The sequence below is a fragment of the Stakelama saccharophila genome (assembly GCF_032229225.1).
In the GTDB taxonomy this organism is placed as follows: domain Bacteria; phylum Pseudomonadota; class Alphaproteobacteria; order Sphingomonadales; family Sphingomonadaceae; genus Sphingomonas; species Sphingomonas saccharophila.
In genome coordinates, this window is record NZ_CP135076.1 from 584,886 (window position 1) to 603,084 (window position 18,199).

The 18,199-nt window shown below is 65.9% G+C and carries 14 protein-coding genes; 8 read left to right on the forward strand and 6 right to left on the reverse strand.

What is annotated here, in order from left to right; genetic code table 11:
- Positions 1 to 8 precede the first annotated feature (8 nt).
- The 6 genes from RPR59_RS02645 to RPR59_RS02670 all read left to right on the forward strand — a co-directional run bounded on the left by RPR59_RS02645 (position 9) and on the right by RPR59_RS02670 (position 9,132).
- Entirely contained in the window at positions 9 to 1,280 is a 1,272-nt protein-coding gene (locus tag RPR59_RS02645; protein WP_313916395.1) for a class I SAM-dependent methyltransferase, read from the forward strand.
- A gap of 156 nt (positions 1,281 to 1,436) precedes the next feature.
- The gene (locus RPR59_RS02650) at positions 1,437 to 2,774 is read left to right on the forward strand and encodes an MATE family efflux transporter (RefSeq protein WP_313916397.1); all 1,338 of its coding nucleotides are present in this window, start codon (positions 1,437 to 1,439) and stop codon (positions 2,772 to 2,774) included.
- A 114-nt stretch (positions 2,775 to 2,888) separates the two neighbouring features.
- Entirely contained in the window at positions 2,889 to 4,121 is a 1,233-nt protein-coding gene (locus tag RPR59_RS02655) for an argininosuccinate synthase (protein WP_313916399.1), read from the forward strand.
- A gap of 78 nt (positions 4,122 to 4,199) precedes the next feature.
- A complete protein-coding gene (locus RPR59_RS02660; protein ID WP_313916401.1) occupies positions 4,200 to 5,711 on the forward strand; it encodes an NAD(P)/FAD-dependent oxidoreductase in 1,512 nt (503 codons plus the stop codon).
- A gap of 5 nt (positions 5,712 to 5,716) precedes the next feature.
- Entirely contained in the window at positions 5,717 to 7,498 is a 1,782-nt protein-coding gene (locus tag RPR59_RS02665) for a hypothetical protein (protein ID WP_313916403.1), read from the forward strand.
- A gap of 59 nt (positions 7,499 to 7,557) precedes the next feature.
- Entirely contained in the window at positions 7,558 to 9,132 is a 1,575-nt protein-coding gene (locus RPR59_RS02670; RefSeq protein WP_313918294.1) for a hypothetical protein, read from the forward strand.
- On the opposite strand, the gene RPR59_RS02675 is transcribed toward RPR59_RS02670, so the two are convergent.
- On the reverse strand, positions 9,116 to 10,255 hold the full coding sequence (locus tag RPR59_RS02675) for a GNAT family N-acetyltransferase (RefSeq protein WP_313916405.1): 1,140 nt from the start codon (positions 10,253 to 10,255) through the stop codon (positions 9,116 to 9,118). The two genes, RPR59_RS02670 and RPR59_RS02675, sit on opposite strands and share 17 nt — an antisense overlap.
- A gap of 166 nt (positions 10,256 to 10,421) precedes the next feature.
- Between RPR59_RS02675 and RPR59_RS02680 the strand changes: the two genes are divergently transcribed.
- Positions 10,422 to 10,814, forward strand: coding sequence for a septal ring lytic transglycosylase RlpA family protein (locus tag RPR59_RS02680; protein ID WP_313916407.1), 393 nt, complete (start codon positions 10,422 to 10,424; stop codon positions 10,812 to 10,814).
- A 68-nt stretch (positions 10,815 to 10,882) separates the two neighbouring features.
- Positions 10,883 to 13,558, forward strand: coding sequence for a phosphoenolpyruvate carboxylase (gene ppc / locus RPR59_RS02685; RefSeq protein ID WP_313916409.1), 2,676 nt, complete (start codon positions 10,883 to 10,885; stop codon positions 13,556 to 13,558).
- A gap of 151 nt (positions 13,559 to 13,709) precedes the next feature.
- Here ppc and RPR59_RS02690 read toward each other — a convergent pair whose 3' ends face one another.
- The 5 genes from RPR59_RS02690 to RPR59_RS02710 all read right to left on the reverse strand — a co-directional run bounded on the left by RPR59_RS02690 (position 13,710) and on the right by RPR59_RS02710 (position 18,193).
- On the reverse strand, positions 13,710 to 14,102 hold the full coding sequence (locus tag RPR59_RS02690) for an acyl-CoA thioesterase (RefSeq protein WP_313916411.1): 393 nt from the start codon (positions 14,100 to 14,102) through the stop codon (positions 13,710 to 13,712).
- 50 nt (positions 14,103 to 14,152) lie between these two features.
- Entirely contained in the window at positions 14,153 to 14,494 is a 342-nt protein-coding gene (locus RPR59_RS02695) for a DNA primase (protein WP_313916413.1), read from the reverse strand.
- A gap of 82 nt (positions 14,495 to 14,576) precedes the next feature.
- Positions 14,577 to 15,806 carry a multidrug effflux MFS transporter gene (locus RPR59_RS02700; RefSeq protein WP_313916415.1) on the reverse strand — a complete coding sequence of 410 codons (1,230 nt, stop codon included), beginning with the start codon at positions 15,804 to 15,806 and terminating at the stop codon, positions 14,577 to 14,579.
- 78 nt (positions 15,807 to 15,884) lie between these two features.
- Positions 15,885 to 16,991 carry an acyltransferase family protein gene (locus tag RPR59_RS02705; RefSeq protein WP_313916417.1) on the reverse strand — a complete coding sequence of 369 codons (1,107 nt, stop codon included), beginning with the start codon at positions 16,989 to 16,991 and terminating at the stop codon, positions 15,885 to 15,887.
- A gap of 17 nt (positions 16,992 to 17,008) precedes the next feature.
- Positions 17,009 to 18,193 carry a PglD-related sugar-binding protein gene (locus RPR59_RS02710; protein ID WP_313916419.1) on the reverse strand — a complete coding sequence of 395 codons (1,185 nt, stop codon included), beginning with the start codon at positions 18,191 to 18,193 and terminating at the stop codon, positions 17,009 to 17,011.
- Positions 18,194 to 18,199: the final 6 nt, after the last annotated feature.

Genomic DNA, 18,199 nt, shown 5'->3' on the forward strand with positions numbered 1-18,199 from the left:
GAATCATTATGGCTCTGATCGACCGATTTTTTGAACATGCCGTCACGCGCGGCGAACTTACCGTCATATATCCCGGCGGCCGCACCCGAAGCTTTGGCCGCCCGGACCCGGAATTCGCGCCGGTGACGCTGCGGATCCATGATCGCCGCGTCTTCACCGAGATACTGAGCGATCCGAGCCTGGGCGCGGCCGAGGCGTACATGGCCGGGCGCCTGACCGTGGAGCAGGGCGATCTGCGCGACGTGCTCGTGCTGTTCATGGCCAACAATCCGTGGGAGCGGAACGACAAGCGGCTCGATCCCAGCCTGCCGCGCCGGGCGTTCAACAATGTCGTCCACCGGCTCGACCGCTACAACATGGCGCGCCAGGCGAAGAAGAACATCGCCGAACATTACGACCTGTCGGACCGGCTCTACGACCTCTTCCTGGACGCCGACCGGCAATATAGCTGCGCCTATTGGCGCGACCCCGAAAACGAGACGCTGGAACAGGCGCAGGACGACAAGAAGGCGCATATCGCGGCCAAGCTGGCGCTGGAGCCGGGCATGAAGGTGCTCGACATCGGCTGCGGCTGGGGCGGGCTGGCGCTATACCTGCACGAAAAGTTCGGTGTCGACGTGTGCGGCATCACGCTGTCCGAAGAACAGGTGAAGGTCGCGCGGCGCCGCGCCGAACAGGCCGGCGTCGATGCGCATGTGCGCTTCGAACTCGTCGACTATCGCGAACTGGAAGGACAGTTCGACCGTATCGTGTCGGTCGGCATGTTCGAACATGTCGGCCCGCCGCAATACAAGACCTTCTTCCGCAAGTGCCGCAATCTGCTGACTCCGCAGGGCGTGATGCTGGTCCACACCATCGGACGTTCCGGCCCGCCGGGCGTGACCGACCATTTCACCGCGAAATACATCTTTCCCGGCGGCTATATCCCGGCCCTGTCTGAAATGATCGCGGCGAACGAAGACAACCGGATGTTCGTCACCGATGTCGAGGTGCTGCGCAAACACTACGGCTATACCCTGTCGCACTGGTATAACCGCACGGTCGCCGCCAAGGACGCCATCGTCGAGATGTATGACGAGCGCTTCTACCGCATGTGGCAATATTATCTGGCCGGCGCGATGACGAGCTTCTTCTATGGCGGCCTGGTCAATTTCCAGGTGCAGTATGCCCGGTCGCGCGACGCGCTGCCGCTGACGCGCGATTATATGCTGGAAGCGGAACGCAAGCTGCACCAGACGCCCGACGATGGTGCGCATGCCTCCATCGCGGTAGAGGGCTGACCTGCACCCGGACACCGATTTCGCTACGTCGCCAAAACGCATCACCCATATTCCCGCCAAAACGGGAATCCAAGGGCGGCACGGCGTGAGGCCCTGGGCTCCTGCCCGCGCAGGAGCACGGATGCGGATGGTTGAATCGACATTGCGGCGCGGCGGGTGACCGCGCTCCTTCTCACCCGGCGCTCCATCTTCGCGCAGGCCTGGCCGATCATGCTCGGTCAGGCGACGGTGCCGCTGGTCGGCATTGCCGACACCGCCGTCATCGGCCGCACCGGCGATGCGGTGGCGCTTGCCGGCGTCGCGCTGGGCAGCACGGTCATCAACTTCGTCTTCTGGACCTTCGGTTTCCTGCGCATGGGCATGACGGGCATGACCGCCCAGGCCAGCGGCGCCGGCGACGAGGATGAGGTGCGCGCGATGCTGGTGCGCGGCCTCGCGCTGGGACTTGCGATCGGCGCGATGCTTTTCGCCCTGCAGGTGGCGATCATCCCGGCGGCGTTCGCGCTGCTGGCGGGCGGCGAGGCGCTCGACCGGGCGGCGCAGGGCTATGTCGCCGCACGCTTCTTCGGCGCGCCGGCGGGGCTCGCCGTCTATGCGCTGATCGGCTGGTTCCTTGGATTGGGGCGGACCCGCGCCGCGCTGGTGCTTCAGGTGGTGATGAACTGCATCAACATCGTCGCCGATATCGTGTTCGTGTGGCGGTTCGGTATGGGTGCGCGCGGCGTCGGCTTCGGCACGGCCATAGCCGAATGGTCGGCGCTGTTCGTCGGCGGCGCCATCGCCCTGTCGGTTCTCGGCCCCGGCGCACTCGCCGCGATTCGGACGCGCGGGCGCGCCATGTTCGACGGCGCGGCGCTGAAGCGACTGTTCGCGGTCAATGCCGACATCATGATCCGCACCGTGGCGCTGCTGACGACCTTCGCCTGGTTTGCCAATGCCGGGGCGCGGCTGGGCACCGTGCCGCTCGCCGCGAATCAGGTGCTGATGCAGTTCGTCAGCGTGTCCGCCTTCGTCCTCGACGGCTTCGCCTTCACCGCCGAATCGCGTATCGGCATGGCGATCGGCAAAGGGGCGCGGGGTGATTTCCTGCGCGCCTTTCGCCTGACGGGCGAGTTTACGGCGCTTGCCGGGACCGGTTTCGCCCTCGGCATTGCCGCTGCGGGACCATGGCTGGTCGCCGCGATGACGGACAATGCGGCGGTGCGGAATATGGCGGGCGATCTCCTGATCTGGACCGCGTTGGTGCCGCTCGTCGGGGCGCCGGCCTGGCTGCTCGACGGGATCTTCATCGGTGCGACCGGAACCAGGGCGCTGCGCAACGCCGCGATCCTGGCGACGATATTGTATGTCGCCACCGATCTGTTGCTGCGGCCCTGGGCGGCGACCGGAATGTGGATCGCGCTTCTCGCGAGCTATGTCTGGCGTGCGCTGGCGCTCGGCGCCTATCTGCCCCGCCTGACGCGAAGCATTGCGGAAACGCCTTCCCGCGCATAGAGCGACGCCGGATTTCACCATCCGTCCGGGCTGAGCCTGTCGAAGCCCTGCCTTTCTTCCCGAAAGAAGGACAGCCTTCGACAAGTTCAGGCGGACGGAGTTTTGGAGAACGTGATGGCCGACACAATCGATCGCCCGGAAATCAAGAAGGTCGTGCTCGCTTATTCGGGCGGCCTCGACACGAGCGTGATCCTGAAATGGCTGCAGACCGAATATGGCTGCGAGGTCGTGACCTTCACCGCCGACCTGGGTCAGGGCGAGGAGCTGGAGCCCGCACGCAGGAAGGCCGAGGCGGCGGGCGTGAAGCCCGAACATATCTTCGTCGACGACCTGCGCGAGGAATTCGTGCGCGATTTCGTCTTTCCGATGATGCGCGCCAATGCGCTTTACGAAGGGCTGTACCTGCTCGGCACCTCGATCGCGCGGCCGCTGATCTCCAAGCGCCTCATCGAGATCGCCGAAAAAGTCGGGGCAGATGCCGTCGCGCACGGCGCCACCGGCAAGGGCAACGATCAGGTCCGTTTCGAGCTGTCGGCCTACGCCCTCAACCCGGACATCAAGGTGATCGCGCCGTGGCGCGAATGGGATTTGAACAGCCGTACCGCGCTGATCGACTTCGCCGAAAAGCATCAGATCCAGGTGCCGAAGGACAAGCGCGGCGAAAGCCCGTTTTCGACCGATGCGAACCTCCTCCACACCAGTAGCGAGGGCAAGGTGCTGGAGGATCCCTGGGAAGAGGTGCCCGATTATGTCTTCTCGCGCACGGTCGATCCCGAAGACGCGCCCGACGAGCCCGAAATCGTCACCGTGGATTTCGAAAAGGGCGACGGCGTCGCGCTGAACGGCGAGGCGATGAGCCCTGCGACGCTGCTCGCCGCGCTCAACGATCTGGGCCGCAAGCACGGCATCGGCCGGCTCGATCTGGTCGAAAACCGCTTCGTCGGCATGAAATCGCGCGGCATGTACGAAACGCCGGGCGGCACCATCTATCATGCCGCGCACCGCGCGATCGAACAGATCACGCTCGATAGGGGTGCCGCGCACCTGAAGGACGAGCTGATGCCGCGCTATGCCGAGCTGGTCTATAACGGCTTCTGGTACGCGCCCGAGCGCGAAATGCTGCAGGCGGCGATCGACCACAGCCAGGAAAAGGTCGCCGGCACCGTGCGGCTGAAGCTCTACAAGGGCGGTGTCCACATCATCGGCCGCAAGTCGCCCAACACGCTCTATTCGGAAAAGGTCGTCACGTTCGAGGATGACGAGGGCGCCTATGACCAGCGCGACGCGGCAGGCTTCATCAAGCTCAACGCGCTCCGCCTGCGCCTGCTGGGGCGGCGCGGTCGCTGATCCGTTACGGCGGCGTTAACCGGAATTTAGGGACAGCCGGGCACATCCCGGTCGCGCCTTTGCGCGACGGGGGATGCGATGGGATCGACAACTTCAGCCGATGTGGCCGTGATCGGCGCCGGACCGGCCGGGCTGACCGCTGCCTATGAACTGACGAAACGGGGTTTTTCGGTCGTCGTGATCGAAAAGGACCCGGTCTATGTCGGCGGCATCAGCCGCACCGTGGAGCATGACGGCTTCCACTTCGACATCGGCGGCCACCGCTTCTTTTCCAAGTCGCAGGAGGTCGTCGACCTCTGGAACGAGATCCTGCCGGACGACTTCATCGAACGCCCGCGCATGAGCCGCATCTATTATGGCGGAAAATTCTACAGCTATCCGCTGCGCGCGTTCGAGGCGCTGCGCAACCTCGGCCTGGTCACCTCGGCGTGCTGCATGGCGAGCTATGCCCGCTGGAAGCTGTTCCCGAAGCGCGAGGTGAGAAGTTTCGAGGACTGGGTCGTCAACCAGTTCGGGCATAGGCTCTATTCAATCTTCTTCAAGACCTATACCGAGAAGGTATGGGGCATAGCGTGCGACACCATGTCGGCCGACTGGGCGGCGCAGCGCATCAAGGGACTGAGCCTGGGCAAGGCCGTGTTCGACGGCGTGAAGCGGTCGCTCGGTCTCAACCGGACTCCCAATAACGGCATGGCGGCGAAGACGCTGCTCGAATCCTTTCGCTATCCGCGCAAAGGGCCGGGCATGTTGTGGGAAGCCGCGCGCGACAAGGTGGTCGCGGGCGGCAACCACGTTCTGATGGGCCACGCGCTCAAGGCGCTTTCGCTGCACGAAGCGACCGGCCGCTGGCGGGTGCAGGCGACCCGGGCGGACGGATCGGTGCATGTGATCGACGCCGGCCACGTCATCTCTTCGGCGCCGATGCGTGAGCTTGCGGGCCGCGTGCAGCCCTTGCCGGACACGATCCCGGCGGCGCTCGACCTACGCTACCGCGACTTCCTGACGGTGGCGCTGATGATCCGGTCGGACGACCTGTTTCCCGACAACTGGATCTACATCCACGATTCGCGCGTGAAGGTCGGCCGCGTGCAGAATTTCCGCAGTTGGTCGCCGGAAATGGTGCCGGACGCGCAGATCGCGTGCGTCGGCCTCGAATATTTCTGCTTCGAGGGCGATGGGCTGTGGTCCAGCGGCGATGATGACCTGATCGCACTGGCGAGCCGGGAACTGGCGATGCTGGGCCTGGTCGATGCGGAGCAGATCGTCGGCGGCGCGGTGGTTCGGCAGGAAAAGGCCTATCCCGTCTATGACGACGCCTACCGCGCGAACGTCGCAGCCCTGCGCGAGGAACTGGAGGCGCGTTATCCCACGCTGCACCTCGTCGGACGCAACGGCATGCACCGATACAACAATCAGGATCATGCCATGATGACGGCGATGTTGACGGTGCGCAACATCGTCGCCGGCGCGCGCGTCTACGACATCTGGAACGTCAACGAGGATGCCGAATATCACGAGGCGGGAACCCAGGGCGAGCGCGCGGCGCTGGCGTCCGAGCGGCTCGTGCCGCGGCGTCTGAAGGTCGCCTGACGTCCGTGCGCGGGCTCCGTTCCGACCGGCTGTGGCGCTGGATCCTCGGCGCGTGGGCGATTGGTTCGGCATTGTTGATGGCGCTGCGCTGGCCGCAGATCGTCCGGCTCGAATTCATCGACCGGGACGACGCGATGCGGCTGCTGGAGGTGCGCGACTGGCTCGCCGGGCAGAGCTGGTGGGATGTCAGCCAGCACCGCCTTTGGGGCGGCCATTTCGACATGCACTGGTCGCGGCTGGTGGATCTGCCGGTCGCCGCGGTCATCGCGCCGCTGGACGCGGTAGCCGGGCCGACGTTCGCGACGCGGGCCGCGCTCGTGATCGTGCCGCTGACGACATTGCTGGTGGTGCTTGTCGCCGTCACGGCGTTGTCCCGCCGGCTCCTGACGGAGGAGGAAGCCCGGTTCGCGCCGGTCTTCGCATTGGTCGCTTCGCCGGTGGTGCAGCAGTTGCAGCCGATGCGGATCGATCACCATGGCTGGCAGATCTTCTTCGCGGTGGTCGCGCTGACGGCCTTGCTGTCGCGGCCCGGCTGGAAATCCGGCATCGCGATGGGCGCGGCGCTGGCGATGCTGATCGTGATATCGCTGGAAGGCTTGCCCATCGCGGCGGCGTTGATGGGAATCGCGGCGCTGGCATGGGTATTGCGGCCCGAGCGCGCGCCGCAGATGCTGGGCGCGGGGTGGATGCTTCTCGCCGGTACGATCGTTCTCCACGCCGTCACGCGCGGTCCCGCCATGTTCGAACAGGCATGCGATGCGGTATCGCCGGTATGGATCGTGGCACTCGCCATCGGCGTGGCGACGCTGACTGGGGCTCCCTTCTTCAGGCTGAAGCCGGTGGCGGTGCGGCTGTCGCTGTTGGGAGGAGGTGCGCTGGCCGCAGGATGTTCGATAGCCCTGATCAAGCCGGATTGCCTGCACGGCCCTTTCGCAAGTCTCGATCCGCTCGTCTATCGCTTGTGGTATCTGAACATTCTGGAGGGGCTTCCGCTCTGGGACCAGCGAATCCAGGACATCCTGAAATTCGCGACGCTGCCGATCGCGGCGATGGCGGGTGCGGCAATCATGTTTTCCCGGTCATCGCCACAGACGCGCATTTTGTGCGGGATGTATGGCATGTCGCTATTCGTGGCATTTGCGGCCTCGGTTGCCGTCGTGCGAGCTGCCGGCACCGCCAACGCCTTCGCCATACCAGCGGCGATATATCTCGTTGTCAGGCTGTTTAGCCTGGCCAGATCCCTGGTGAGCGTTCCCGCTCGTATTGTGGCCACTGTCGCCGCGCTTGCCTGCGTTGCGCCCGGCCCCGTTCTTGCTGGCGGCCTGGCGGCAATGCCTTTCCGTGACGAAGCGGCGGACGACGGCGCGATCCAGCCCACCGACCGCTGCCTGGACGCCGCATCGCTGCGAAGGCTGAAGACGTTGCCCGAAGGCGTCATCTTCTCTCAATTCGATATTGCACCGGATTTGCTCGCTAAGAGCCACCGGCGCGCCGTGGGCGCCGGCTATCATCGTAACGACGCGGCACTGCATAGCGTACTTGCCGCCTTTACGCTGCCTCCCGACAGGGCGAGGTACATTGTGCTGCGAAGCCGCGCGGCCTTCGTGGCCGGATGTCCCGGTGAGTTTGAGGGCGAGCTTTACAGAGAGGTCGCCCCGGACGGGCTCTGGGCGCGGCTGAACCGGGGGGAGCGGATCGGCTGGCTGGAGCCCGTGCCGATGGGCGGCGGCAAGCTGCGGGTCTGGCGGGTGGTGCCCGCCGACATGCGCACGCCGCCGAGCGAGTGAGAAGTTGCTCCGACGGGACCGGCTTGTCCCCGTCGCATGTCGTGCAGTACAGCGCCGCGATGGAGCGAAGCGGCGACGATCGATTACATTGGTGGCAGACGCGCTGGTTCGTTGTCTTCATCGCCGTCATGGCCGCGGTTCCGCTCGTCTGGCCCGGAATTCCGCCGCTGGTCGATCTGCCGGGTCACATGGGTCGATACCGGGTCCAGGAATCGTGGGACAGTGCACGCTGGCTGCGCGACTGGTACGATTTCGACTGGCAGGTGATCGGCAATCTCGGCATCGATCTGCTGATCGTTCCCTTCACGAAGCTGTTCGGCCTGGAAGCGGGCGTGAAGCTGATCGTGATGGCGATTCCCGTGCTGACTGCGGCGGGGCTGTTGTGGATCGCGCGCGAAGTGCATGGGCGCATCCCGGCGACAGCCCTGTTCGCCCTTCCGATCGTCTACAGCTATCCGTTTCATTTCGGTTTCGTCAATTTCGCGCTGTCGATGGCACTGGCGCTCAATGCCTTCGCCTTGTGGCTGCGCCTGGCGCGGCTGGGGCACATCCGCCTGCGCGCGATCGTGTTCGTGCCGATTTCGGCGCTGATCTGGCTGACCCATGCCTATGGCTGGGGAACGCTGGGCGTGCTCGCCTTTTCCGCCGAACTGGTGCGCCAGGCGGACATGCGCGGCGGCGGATGGAAGGGATGGACGACCGGCTGGCTGTTCGCCGGCCTGCATTGCCTGGTGCTGGCGCCGCCGGCGTTTCTCATGGTGTTGTGGCGCTCGGGCGGGCATGTGTCGGGCCAGACCGCCGACTGGTTCAACTGGCGGGCGAAGATGCTGTGGGTGACGATGGTCCTGCGCGATCGGTGGCAGTTGTTCGACCTCGCTTGCCTCGCGGTTTTCTATCTCGTGCTGTTCAAGGGGGTGCGCGACCCCAATATCCAGTATTCGCGCAACCTGACGCTGTCGGCCCTGTTTCTTCTCGCCGTCTATCTCCTGCTGCCGCGTATCGTCTTCGGGTCGGCCTATGCCGATATGCGGCTGGTTCCCTTTCTGTTCGGGATCGCCCTCATCGCGCTTCGCCCCAAGCCCGGCCTGCCGATCCGGCGCGCGACGGTGGTGGCGGCGCTGGGCCTGGCCTTCTTCCTTGTCCGGATGGGGGCGACGACGGCGAGCTTTTATCTTTACGATCGCAGCTACGATCGGCAATTGGCCGCGCTCGAGCATGTGCCCGTGGGCGCGCGGCTGCTGACCTTCGTCGGAACGACATGCCGCTATCGCTGGACGATGTCGCGGCTGGAACACATTCCGGGCATCGCGCTGGAGCGCCGGCTGGCATTCAGCAACGACCAATGGTCGATGGCGGGCGGGCAGCTTCTGACCGTCGATTATCCGGCAGGACGCGGCTTCAATCACGATCCGTCGCAAATGGTGACGCAGCGCAAGTGCCGGGGCGAATTCTGGCGGCCGGTCGATGTCGCGCTCGCATATTTCCCGCGCGCCGCCTTCGATTATGTCTGGCTGGTCGATCCGCCGCCTTATGACGCGGCGCTGGTGCGCGACCTGACGCCGGTCTGGCGTGACGGCGACAGCGCACTGTTCCGCATCGACCACCGCGCGGCAGGCATCAGCCGCCCTTCCTGAACGGCCCCATGCCGCCCAGGAATTCCTGGTCCTGCGCCACGGCCAGCTTTTCCCGTTCGACATAGTCGGCGACCGCGCGCCGAAACCCCGGATCGGGAATGTAATGCGCCGAATAGGTGGTGACGGGGGCATAGCCGCGCGCCAGCTTGTGTTCGCCCTGCGCGCCCGCTTCCACGCGGGACAACCCGCGCGCGATCGCGGCGTCGATCGCCTGATAATAGCACAATTCGAAATGCAGGAAGGGCACGTCCTCCACGCAACCCCAATAGCGGCCGTAAAGCGCATCGTCGCCGATCAGGTTCAGCGCGCCGGCGATCGGACGGCCGTCGCGCTCGGCCAGGATCAGCAGCACCCGGTCGCCCATCGCTTCGCTCAGCATCGCGAAGAAACCGCGGGTGAGATAGGGCTGGCCCCATTTGCGGGCGCCCGTGTCCTGATAGAATTCCCAGAAGGCATCCCAATGCGCCTCGGTGATGTCGCTCCCGGTCAGGTGCCGGATGATCAGCCCGTCGGCGGCGGCGCGCCGCTCCTTGCGAATGGCCTTGCGCTTGCGGCTGGCGAGCGCACCCAGAAACGCGTCGAAATCGGCATAACCGTCGTTTCGCCAATGAAACTGGCTGCCGTGACGGATCAACCAGCCCGCAGCCTCGAACTGCGCCACCTGCTCGGGCGCGACGAAAGTCACATGGGCGGAGGAAAGCGAATGCCGATCGGTCACCGCCTCGATCGCCGCGATCAGGGCGGCGGCGTAGCCATCGTCGCGACAGAGCAGGCGCGGGCCGGGAACGGGCGTGAAGGGCACCGCCACCTGCAGTTTGGGATAATATCGCCCGCCGGCACGCTCCCACGCATCGGCCCAGCCATGATCGAAGACATATTCGCCCTGGCTGTGGCCCTTGGCGAATGCCGGGGCGATCGCGGCAGGACGGCCGTCGGGACCTTCGACCACGATCGGCAACGGCTGCCAGCCCGTCTCGGCCGTGGCCGAACCCGATTGTTCGAGCGCGGACAGAAACGCATGGGACACGAACGGATGGCCGGCCGGCGCGCAGGCGTCCCAGTCCGCCGCCGGGATGGATGAAACGCCGTCAGCGATGCGCGCGGTGATCGTGTGCGAGGTCACGAATCGGAATGTAGGAATCCTGCCGACGCGGGGAAAGGCCGCGCCGGCAGAAGTCGGTTCGTCGGTTCGTGACAACCGCATGTCGCGATTTCCGGAGCCGAAGGATGACTCCCCTGTCCCGGCGCGGCAGAAATTCGGCCGCACACGGGCGCGAAAGGGGGTGTTCATGCGAGCGATGATCCTTTTTGCCGCGGCGGCGCTGCTCGTTTCCGGCGCCGCGCATGCGGAACCCGGCGGCGGCGCGGTTGCCACCGGTACGGCGATCAATGGCGGTGAGGCGAGCTATTTCAGTTCCGAAATCGCAGGGCAGCGGACGGCGAGCGGCGCGATCTGCGATCCCGATACGCTGACGGCGGCGCATCGCACGCTTCCCTTCGGCAGCCGCGTGCGGGTCACCAATCCGGACAATGGCGAAAGCGTGGTGGTGACGATCAACGATCGCGGCCCCTATGCCCGCGACCGTGTCATCGACCTTTCGCGTGCGGCGGCGGAGGAGATCGGTCTGCTCCGGCGCGGCCGCGGCGACGTTGAACTGACGCTCCTCACGACCGAGGACTGACGTAACTTCCGTGCGTTCGACCGCGGGTGCGGTTGACGGATCGTGCGGTGCAGTGCAGCACGCTTTCCATGGCTAGCAATCCCTCGATCACGAACAATCCCGATATCCGCTTCCTCGGGCGCCTGCTGGGTGATGTCATCCGCGATTATGGTGGCGAGGATCTGTTCAAGCGGATTGAATATATCCGCGCGACATCGGTCGATCGGCATCGCGGGGTTGCCGGTGCCGACGCGATCGATCCCGGCCTCGACCGGCTGACGCTGGATGAGATGCTGGATTTCACGCGCGGTTTCATGCTGTTCTCGATGCTCGCCAACCTGGCCGAGGACCGGCAGGGCGTCGCGACGGAACCCGATGCCGATGTCGAACATGCCCTGAAACGGCTCGATGCGGACGGCATCGACCGCAAGGCGGTGCTCGATCTGCTGGCGCATGGCCTGGTCGTGCCGGTGCTCACCGCACATCCGACGGAGGTGCGGCGCAAGTCGATGATCGACCACAAGAACCGCATCGCCGAACTGATGGCGATGAAGGACCGCGGGCTGGACGAGACGCCCGACGGCGACAAGGTCGACGAAGCGCTGGTCCGCCAGATCGCGCTCCTGTGGCAGACGCGCGTGCTGCGGCGCGAAAAGCTGTATGTCGCGGACGAGGTGGAAACGGCACTGTCCTATCTGCGCGACGTCTTTCTGCCGGCACTGCCTGCGCTCTACGCCCGCTGGGACCGGGCGCTGGGCGAACGCGTGCCCAGCTTTCTGCGCCCCGGAAGCTGGATCGGCGGCGATCGCGACGGCAATCCGTTCGTCACCGCCGACTCGCTGCAATTCGCGCTCGCCCGCGCGGCCGAGACGGTGCTCGGCGATTATCTCGAACAACTCCACGCGCTCGGCGCCGAACTGTCGATCTCGACACTCCATGCCGATGTCGACCAGGCGGTGCTCGATCTCGCCGAGGCCAGCGGCGACGAGGCCGCCAGCCGCGCCGACGAGCCCTATCGCCGCGCGATTTCGGGCATCTATGCGCGCGTGGCCGCGACCCACGAGAAGCTGGCGGGCAAGAAGCCGCCGCGCCCCGCTCCGCTCGCCGGCGAAGCCTATGGCGACCCGCAGGAATTGCGCGACGACCTCGTCAAGCTTGCCCGCGCACTCGCGTCGAAGGGCGGCGAATCGCTATCTTCGGGCGGCGCATTGGGACGGCTGATCCGCGCGGTGGAGACCTTCGGCTTCCATCTCGCCACGCTCGACATGCGCCAGAACGCGGCGGTGCATGAGCGCGTCGTCTCCGAACTGCTCAGCCGTGCCGGGGTCGAGGACGATTATGCCGCGCTCGACGAAGATGCGCGCGTCGCGCTGCTGCGCCGCGAACTGGCCAGCGCGCGCCCGCTCACCAGCCCCTATGCGGAATATTCGGACGAGACGGCGAAGGAACTCGCCATCCTGCACGCCGCCGCCGGTGCCCATGCGAAATACGGGCGCCGCTGCATCGACAATTACATCATCTCGATGGCCTGCTCGGTTTCCGACCTGCTCGAGGTGAACCTCCTGCTCAAGGAAGCAGGGCTCTATGTTCCGGGCGATACGCCCGTGGCCCATGTCATGGCCGTGCCGTTGTTCGAGACCGTCGCCGATCTGGAAGCAGCGCCCGATGTCATGCGCACCTATTTCGCGCTGCCGGAAATCGCCGCGATCAATCGGTCGCGCGGCTATCAGGAAGTGATGATCGGCTATTCCGATTCCAACAAGGACGGCGGCTATCTCACCTCGACCTGGCAGCTCTCGCGCGGGTCGACGGCGCTGGCGCCGGTGTTCGAGGAAGCCGGCGTTCGCATGCAGCTTTTCCACGGCCGCGGCGGCGCGGTGGGACGGGGCGGCGGCTCGGCCTATTCGGCGATCCGGGCGCAACCGCCGGGCACCGTGCAGGGCCGCATCCGCATTACGGAACAGGGTGAGGTGATCGCCGCCAAATACGGCACGCCGGCGAGCGCGAAGACCAACCTCGAAGTCATGGCCTCGGCGACCCTGATGGCGAGCCTGGAGCCGGTGAAACTGTCGCAGGGCGATTACGAGCGGTTCGCCGACGCGATGGACCAGCTTTCCGACACCGCGTTCAAGGCCTATCGCGGCCTCGTCTATGACACCGAGGGCTTCCGCACCTTCTTCCGCCAGATGACGCCGATTTCGGAGATTTCCGGACTGAAGATCGGTTCGCGCCCGGCCAGCCGCAAGAAATCGGACGCGATCGAGGATCTGCGCGCCATTCCCTGGGTCTTCTCCTGGGCGCAGGCGCGTGTGATGCTGCCGGGCTGGTACGGCGTCGGCCAGGCGATCCAGCAGTTCGAAGACAAGGGGCTGCTGCGGGAAATGGCCGAGGGCTGGCCGCTTTTCGCCGCGACGCTGGAAAATATGGAAATGGTGCTGGCGAAGTCCGACATGGGCATCGCCGCGCGCTATGCCGCATTGGTCGAGGACGAGGGCGTTCGCGACCACGTCTTCGGCCGTATCCGTGAAGGCTGGCAGCAGACGCATGACGGGCTGCTGACCGTCACGCGCCAGACCCGTCTGCTCGAACGACATCCGCAGCTCGAAACCTCGATCCTCTTGCGCCTGCCCTATATCGAACCGCTCAACCTGCTCCAGGTGGAGCTGCTCAAGCGCCACCGCGCGGGCGAGGACGATCCGCGCATCGACGAGGGTATCCTCCTTTCGATCAACGCGATCGCGACGGCGCTGCGCAACAGCGGTTGAGCCACGAATTGCGTGCCAAGGCGAGCGCCGAAGCCAGCCTTTCGCGACCGCACGCACCGCTTGAGGGCGCCGCCATCTCTATCTTCCGGCGGCGCTGATCGTCCCGTGGCTGGGTTGCATCCTGCCGACGGGCATTCTGTTCAACCTCTGATCAGCCCAGAAAGGGCGCCGCGACCTCGTCCGGGACCCGCACGATCCGTTCGGTCTCCCGGTCGATGATCGCCCAGGTCGTCACCGCCTCCACCTTCACCTTCCCGTCGCCACCCAGGAAGCGCATGTGGCGGTCGAACCGCGCGCCCTTGGGCGCTTCCGGAACCCAGGTTTCGGCGACCACCGTCTCGCCTTCGCGCATGTTGCCCCGATAATCGATCTCGTGCCGGGTCACGACACAGATGTAGCGCGCTCTGTGATCGGGGGCTGCGACCGCGTTCCAGTGCGCGATCGCGACCTGCTGGATCCACGCCACCCAGACCGCATTGTTGACGTGGCCCAGTTCGTCGATGTCCTCGGCGCGGGCGGTGATCTGTTGCGTGAACGGCGTCATGGTGACGGGATAGCGCTCCGCTCACGCCATGGGAACGCCGTCGCGCCGAATCACGGTTCGAGCGAATCCCGGTCCTGCGGGCTCAGCGTTTCGCGATCGACCTGATCGTCGTCGTAATCGGCCTGGACCTCGTCCTCGTCGCGGTCCTGCGGGTCGTGCCGCGCGTCATAGGCTTCCTCGCCATAGTCGCTGTCGGTCATTTCCAGCATGTCCTCGGATTCCTCGTCCTCTTCCGGATCGCCGAGATCGGGGTTCAGATCGGTGGTGATGCCGCCCCGATGCCTGCCGTCCCGCGTCGTCTCCAGGATTTCGGCGCGCTGGCTCTCGTCATAGCCGCGCTCGTCATAGCCGTCGTCCTTGGGCCCTTGTTCGGGCACTTGATGGCCGCCCATTGCAAACCTCTACTTTCGTCTCGCAGCGAGCTTGCTGCTATCGGTCGAACGGCGAAGGGGGCCGGGCGTTCCCGCGAAAGCGTTATTGCGTGGGGTGGAACAGCCGGCCGCGCTCCGCGAGCGCGATCACGGCCATAGCGAGCACGCCGCAGATCAGGAAGCCGAGATAGAGCGGCACCGTCGTGCCGTCGAACGCCTGCCCGATCCATGCACCGATCACCGCGCCGCCCAAGGTCGCGACGAAGCCCTGCAGGCTGGACGCAGTGCCGGCGATCGCGCCCATATGCTCCATCGCCATGGACGAGAAGTTGGAATTGGCAAGGCCGAAGCACGCCATCATCAGCGCCTGCAGGATGGCGAAGGTGACGATGGTCTCCCACCCCAGCCAGGCCACCGACAGGTGGATCGCGGCGAGCAGGATCAGTCCCGTCAAGGCGGAATGCGATATCAGGCGCGTGCCGAACCGCATGACGATGCGCGCGTTGAAATAGCTGCCGAGCGCCATCGTGCCGGCAACGGTGGCGAACACCGCGACGAGCAGATGCGGCGCGTGGAAGACGTCGAAGATGATCTGCTGGACCGACCCGATAAAGCCGAACAGGCCGCCCGACAGCAGCGCCGCGGCGAGGGTATAGCCCACCGCATACCGATCCGCGAGCACCGTGCGATAGCCGCGCAGCAACCGCTTCGGATCGAGCGGCAGACGATGTTCCGGTGCCAGCGTTTCCGGCATGCGCGCCAGGAACCAGATGAGGATGAGGGCGCACACGCTCGCGATCCCGGCGAAGATGATGCGCCAGCTTCCCACCAGCAGCACGAGCTGACCGAAGCTGGGGGCGAGCACGGGGGCGGCCATGAATACGATGAAGGCGAGGCTCATTACCCGCGCCATGGCGCGTCCGGCGAAACAGTCGCGCACCAGCGCGATGGTAATGACGCGCGCGCCGGCCACCGCCGCCCCCGATGCCGCGCGGGCGGCGAGCAGCAGCGCGAAGCTGCCGGCGAAGGCGGCGACGATGTTGGTCGCGACGTACAGGAACAAGGCGATGGCCAGCACCGGCTTGCGCCCGAACCGATCGGACAGCGGGCCGTGGGCGAGCTGGGCGAAGGAAAAGCCGAGCAGGAAGGCGGTGATGACGAATTGGCGGCTGTTGGCATCGGCGACGGCAAGGCTGTCGCCGATCGCCGGAAGCGCCGGCAGCATGGAATCGATACCGAGCGCCGTCAGCGCCATCATTCCGGCGACGAGGGCGACGAACTCGGCAAAGGGGGTCGGTGGGCGATCCAGCGAAACGCGGGCTTGCTGATCCATGGCACCCGCTCCCTTGCCCGAAGCCGGCGCCGGCGTCACCGTATTTTCGCTGCGATGCGGTAAAGCCGATCGGCAGGGCTATGCCCCGCCTGCCGCGCCGCGATAGATGCGCTGATGGAAGAACCGGCGATAGGGCGCGATCTCCAGCGCCTTGTGCACGACATGCGTCAGCGCGAGCGTGACGGGCGTCGTCACCGCGAAGAAGAGCGCCATCGACCAGAGCCAGTCCTGCGTGAACCAGCCCATGCGATCGAACAGCAGCCGGAAGCCGTAATAAGTGTAGGGATGCAGCAGGTAGAGCGAATAGCTCACCGTGCCCAGATAGGCGATCGCCCGGCTGCGGAACAGCCGCGTGCTGACGCTGTCCGGCTGGATGGCGAGATAGAAATAGGCCGGCGTGGTCGCCATCAGCGCCCAGGCCACCGGCTCGGCCATATCGGCGCGCGAATAGCCCAGATGGTGAAGGCTGGCGAGATAGACGCAGACCAGGCCGAGAAGAACTTCGAGCGGCCGCGCGACGCCGGGGGCGGGGCGGATGCCGGCATCATAGGCGATCCTGACCAGCGCCCCGGCCAGGAAGAAAAAGGCGATCGGATAGCGCAGCAGGAAGGCGCAGGACAGGATCGCGACGAGGGCCGCCCCCCATCGGCTGCGCTGGCGCACGGCCAGGGAATAGCCGATCGCCGCCAGCGCATAGAACATTACTTCGTAGGTCAGGCTCCAGGCGTTCGGCGTCAGTTGTTCGGTATGCGTGAAAAGATTGAGGAAGGTCAGCCCGCCGAGGACCGCCAGCGGCGTGTTCATCGCCGGATAGGCGTTGGTCGCGGCGTTCATGGCGATGAAGACAAGGCTGAAGAACAGAAACAACGGATAAAGACGAAAGAAGCGGCGCAATGCGAATTCGCGCAGCGAATAGCGCATGACGCTCGGCAGGATGACGAACCCGCTGATCACGAAGAACAGCTCGACACCCCAGACACCGAAATTCCAGGGGCCGCGCACCAGGTCGACATAGCTGTCATGGTCGGCATAGATGTGTTCGGCGGTCCCACCCAGCAGATGCGCCCAGAACACCATCATCGACGCAATGCCGCGAAGCCCATGCGCGGCGGGGTTGAAGCCTCCCCGCGCCGGTGCCCGAATCCGGGGGGCGACGTTCCCGGCTATGCTGCTGCTGGTCGCCACGCCCGCGTCTCCGTCGCTCAGAGGTCGCCGCGCGGCTGGTGCCGGCTCGCGTTGGCGAGGCTCAGCACCGTTCCGTCCGGCATGTCCTGAGCGACCGCGACCGTATTGTGGACCAGGCAGTCGCGCCCGATCGCGGCGCCGTAGAGCAGCGTTGCGCACATGCCGAGCGTCGCGCCGTCGCCGATTCGGCAATGGCCCGCGACAACGGCGTTGGGGGCGAGATGCACATGATCGCCGATCGCGCTGTCATGGGCGATCACCGCATTCTGGTTGATGATGCAATCATCGCCGATCACGACCGACGGCCCGACATTGGCGCCGGGAAAGAGGTAGGTGGCGGCTCCCAGGCTGCTGTGCCGACCCAGACGGGCCGACGCCGCGACGATGGGCGGCAGGTGAAAACCGGCGGCGACCAATCGCTCGAACACCCGCTTGCGCACGGCGTTGGACGTCGCCCCGCCCACGCCGACGAATGCCGTCCGCACGCCGCGGTCGCGCAATTGTTCGAGCAGATCTTCCTTGCCCAGCACGGAAAGACCATCGGTGACGGCGGTGCCGGCGGCGATCGTCGCATCGAGCGCGCCGACGATCGTGTAACCGGAATCGCCCAGGGCATCGAGCACGGCGCGGGCATGCCCCGATCCGCCGACGATCACCGCCGATGCGGCGCCGTAACGCTGCAACAAGGCCGGCGCCTTTCCCGGCGGCGTGGCGTGCTGCGGCCGGTGCTGTTCGGCATGACGCTCGACATCCTCGATCCGGACGCGTCCGTCGCGGGGCGCGACCGCCTCGATCGCCACGCCGAGCTGTTCGGCGCGCAGCCTCGCCTTGGCGGAGATATGCACGCTTCCGCGCGACTCCGTTTCCGGCGAAGCGCCGGCCTCGTCGGCCCATTGAAAATCGATATCGTCCGCGCGGGCGTCGCCGGGCAGCCACAATTCGCAGACCGGCGCGCCGACGGCGACCATGTCGTCGGCCTGCACCAGAATGCGCGCCACCCGACCCGAACAGGGGGCGAGTACGTCGTTCGCCGCCTTGGTGGTCTCGACCGTGAACAGGACGGCGTCGCGTTCGAAGACCTCCTCGGCTGCGACACCGATGGCGGCGATGCGAGCTTCGTCCTCATTGGCGTTCAGACGCGGCATCGTGACGATCGCGCGGCGTAGCGCCGCGTCGGGCGGTGTGGATGTTCGGTCGAGCATGGGGAT

Excerpts from the sequence above, each read along its gene's own strand:
- RPR59_RS02700 (WP_313916415.1), bottom strand. The coding sequence starts at position 15,806 with ATGGATCAGCAAGCCCGCGTTTCGCTGGATCGCCCACCGACCCCCTTT.
- RPR59_RS02690 (WP_313916411.1), bottom strand. The coding sequence starts at position 14,102 with ATGACGCCGTTCACGCAACAGATCACCGCCCGCGCCGAGGACATCGAC.
- RPR59_RS02670 (WP_313918294.1), top strand. The coding sequence starts at position 7,558 with ATGGAGCGAAGCGGCGACGATCGATTACATTGGTGGCAGACGCGCTGG.
- ppc (WP_313916409.1), top strand. The coding sequence starts at position 10,883 with ATGGCTAGCAATCCCTCGATCACGAACAATCCCGATATCCGCTTCCTC.
- RPR59_RS02695 (WP_313916413.1), bottom strand. The coding sequence starts at position 14,494 with ATGGGCGGCCATCAAGTGCCCGAACAAGGGCCCAAGGACGACGGCTAT.
- RPR59_RS02680 (WP_313916407.1), top strand. The coding sequence starts at position 10,422 with ATGCGAGCGATGATCCTTTTTGCCGCGGCGGCGCTGCTCGTTTCCGGC.
- RPR59_RS02710 (WP_313916419.1), bottom strand. The coding sequence starts at position 18,193 with ATGCTCGACCGAACATCCACACCGCCCGACGCGGCGCTACGCCGCGCG.
- RPR59_RS02655 (WP_313916399.1), top strand. The coding sequence starts at position 2,889 with ATGGCCGACACAATCGATCGCCCGGAAATCAAGAAGGTCGTGCTCGCT.
- RPR59_RS02660 (WP_313916401.1), top strand. The coding sequence starts at position 4,200 with ATGGGATCGACAACTTCAGCCGATGTGGCCGTGATCGGCGCCGGACCG.
- RPR59_RS02645 (WP_313916395.1), top strand. The coding sequence starts at position 9 with ATGGCTCTGATCGACCGATTTTTTGAACATGCCGTCACGCGCGGCGAA.